Origin of the sequence: Brachyspira sp. G79, assembly GCF_002379365.1 — a bacterium.
Taxonomy (GTDB): Bacteria; Spirochaetota; Brachyspiria; order Brachyspirales; family Brachyspiraceae; genus Brachyspira.
On sequence record NZ_JQIU01000011.1, the window covers coordinates 1 to 2,499 of the forward strand.

The 2,499-nt window shown below is 25.7% G+C and carries 2 protein-coding genes and 1 pseudogene; 2 read left to right on the top strand and 1 reads right to left on the bottom strand.

The window, feature by feature from the left end; genetic code table 11:
• Positions 1–213: 213 nt before the first annotated feature.
• Complete coding sequence (locus tag KQ44_RS15505; RefSeq protein ID WP_276307063.1) at positions 214–348, bottom strand: hypothetical protein; 135 nt, start codon at positions 346–348, stop codon at positions 214–216.
• A 21-nt stretch (positions 349–369) separates the two neighbouring features.
• Between KQ44_RS15505 and KQ44_RS14230 the strand changes: the two genes are divergently transcribed.
• On the top strand, positions 370–1,845 hold the full coding sequence (locus KQ44_RS14230; RefSeq protein WP_096738008.1) for an MBOAT family O-acyltransferase: 1,476 nt from the start codon (positions 370–372) through the stop codon (positions 1,843–1,845).
• A gap of 15 nt (positions 1,846–1,860) precedes the next feature.
• Positions 1,861–2,499, top strand: a pseudogene (locus KQ44_RS14235) (hypothetical protein); the annotation flags it as partial.

The following is a 2,499-nucleotide window of genomic DNA, read 5'->3' on the forward strand; positions in this document are numbered from 1 at the left end:
ATTCTATTAATACTGCCTAAAGCTGAAAAAATAATTAATAAGATTGCTATAAAAATTAAAGGAAATATGTAGATAAAGAAAGTTTTTTTATTTTTCATAAATAGATCCTTATAGATATTAAATCACAATGTACATGATAAATAAAAAAAATCAAGTATTTTTAATTGATTTTTTTATTTTTATATTATCTATTATTGATTTTTATTTGTTATGCTATATAATGCTTTTCCATGATGAGTATTTGTTTATCAAACCAAACCAAACCAAACCAAACCAAACCAAACCAAACCAAACCAAACCAAACCAAACCAAACCAAACCAAACCAAACCAATAGAATACCTTTGCATTTTTTTTCTGGGAGTTAAATAATGTTATTTAATTCCACAGAATTTATGATATTTTTTCCAATAACATTAATCTTGTATTGGATATTCCCAAAAAAATACAGATATATTTGTTTATTCATAGCAAGCTATACATTTTATATGTTTTGGAATCCTAAGTACGCATTACTTATGGGTACTTCTACTGTAGTAACTTTTTTAAGCGGTGTATTAATAGAAAAACTGAAATACAAAAGGACTGTTGTAGCATTTAGTTTTATAATAAATCTTGCAATATTAGTATTTTTCAAATATTTCGATTTTCTGATTCAGAATATTAATATAGTTTTGTCAGCACTAAATATACAATTGATAAATAAGCCTTTTGATGTAATACTTCCAGTTGGAATATCTTTTTATACATTTCAGGCTTTAAGTTATACTATAGATGTTTACAGAGGTGAGATAAAATCTGAGAAAAATATTATTAAGTATGCTTTGTTTGTATCATTCTTTCCGCAGTTAGTGGCTGGACCTATAGAGCGTTCTAAGAACTTACTTATTCAAATAGATAATTTAGAAAAAGTAAAGCGATTTGATTATGATAGAATAACTGAAGGCTTTACATTAATGCTTTTTGGTTATTTTCAGAAGATGGTCATAGCAGACAGGGTAGCTATATTAGTAGATACTGTTTTTAATGGATACTATGAATACAACAGTATGGCTTTGATTTTGGCAGCGGTATTTTTTGCCATACAGATATATTGCGATTTTGGAAGCTACTCACTCATAGCAATAAGCACGGCTAAAGTTATGGGTATTAATTTAATGGAGAATTTCAACACCCCATATTTTGCTAGAAGTGTAAAAGAGTTTTGGGGCAGATGGCATATATCATTATCCACTTGGTTTAGAGATTATCTTTATATTCCATTAGGCGGAAACAGATGTTCAAATATAAGAAAGAGTTTTAATATACTTGTAACATTTTTAGTAAGCGGTTTATGGCATGGAGCTAATTTTACCTTCATAGCTTGGGGTGCTATTCATGGAATATTTCATATAATAGAAGAACAATTAAAACCTATCAAAGAAAAATTTTTAAATAGATTCAAAATAAAAACAAATGCTTTTAGTTTTGCTCTCATAGAAATAGTAATAACTTTTATTATAGTAGATTTAGCTTGGATATTTTTTAGGGCAGAGACTATACATGATGCCATTCATTATATAAAAAGAATATTTACTAGAATAGATTTATGGACATTATTTGACGGCACTTTATATAATTTAGGATTAGATATTTTTGAGATGAATATTTTAATCATAGCATTATTTATACTTATATCTTTTGATTTAGTAAAGTATATAAGAAAAGAGAGTATATTTGAATTTCTAAATAAACAGAACTTATATTTCAGATGGTTTGTGATGTTATTTTTAATTTTTTACATAATTGTTTACGGTAAATACGGAGCAGGCTTTGATCCTAAACAGTTTATATATTTCCAATTTTAATAATGTGAGAGAATTATGAAAATAAAAGCTATAAAGATAATTTCTTTTTTATTAATATTTTGTGTGCTGCTTTATTCTGTAAGCAGGGTATTTAGATTTAAAGGTAATGATAGTTTTGATGCAACTCATACATTCTATAAACAGCCAAAAAACTCAATAGATGTATTATTTTTGGGAAGCAGTCATGTACATTTTGACATAGACCCAGCAATTTTGTATAAAGAATATGGTATATCATCATATAATTTTTCTTCATCATCTCAAACACTATTGAATTCATATTTTCGTTTAAAAGAAGCTTTAAAAACACAAAAAACCAAATTAATTATATTAGAAGGCTATATACTTTCTGCATATGATTATACATCATATGATATGCCTCATATCTTTATGTCTGGTATATTTTCTATGCATTTTTCATTAAATAAAGTTAATTTAATAAAATTACAAATTCCTAAAAATAGATGGAATGAATTTTTTAATCCTTTTTATACTTACCACAATAAATATTCATCTTTATCAATATCAGACTTTATTCAATCTGATTATATTAAATTTGTTAAAGGATTAACAATTACTTACAATGTGATGAATTTAAATAAAAATAATACTTTTACTGAAGAAAAACTTCCATTAACAGATATTGTTGAAGAG

Excerpts from the sequence above, each read along its gene's own strand:
- KQ44_RS14230 (WP_096738008.1), top strand. The coding sequence starts at position 370 with ATGTTATTTAATTCCACAGAATTTATGATATTTTTTCCAATAACATTA.
- KQ44_RS15505 (WP_276307063.1), bottom strand. The coding sequence starts at position 348 with ATGCAAAGGTATTCTATTGGTTTGGTTTGGTTTGGTTTGGTTTGGTTT.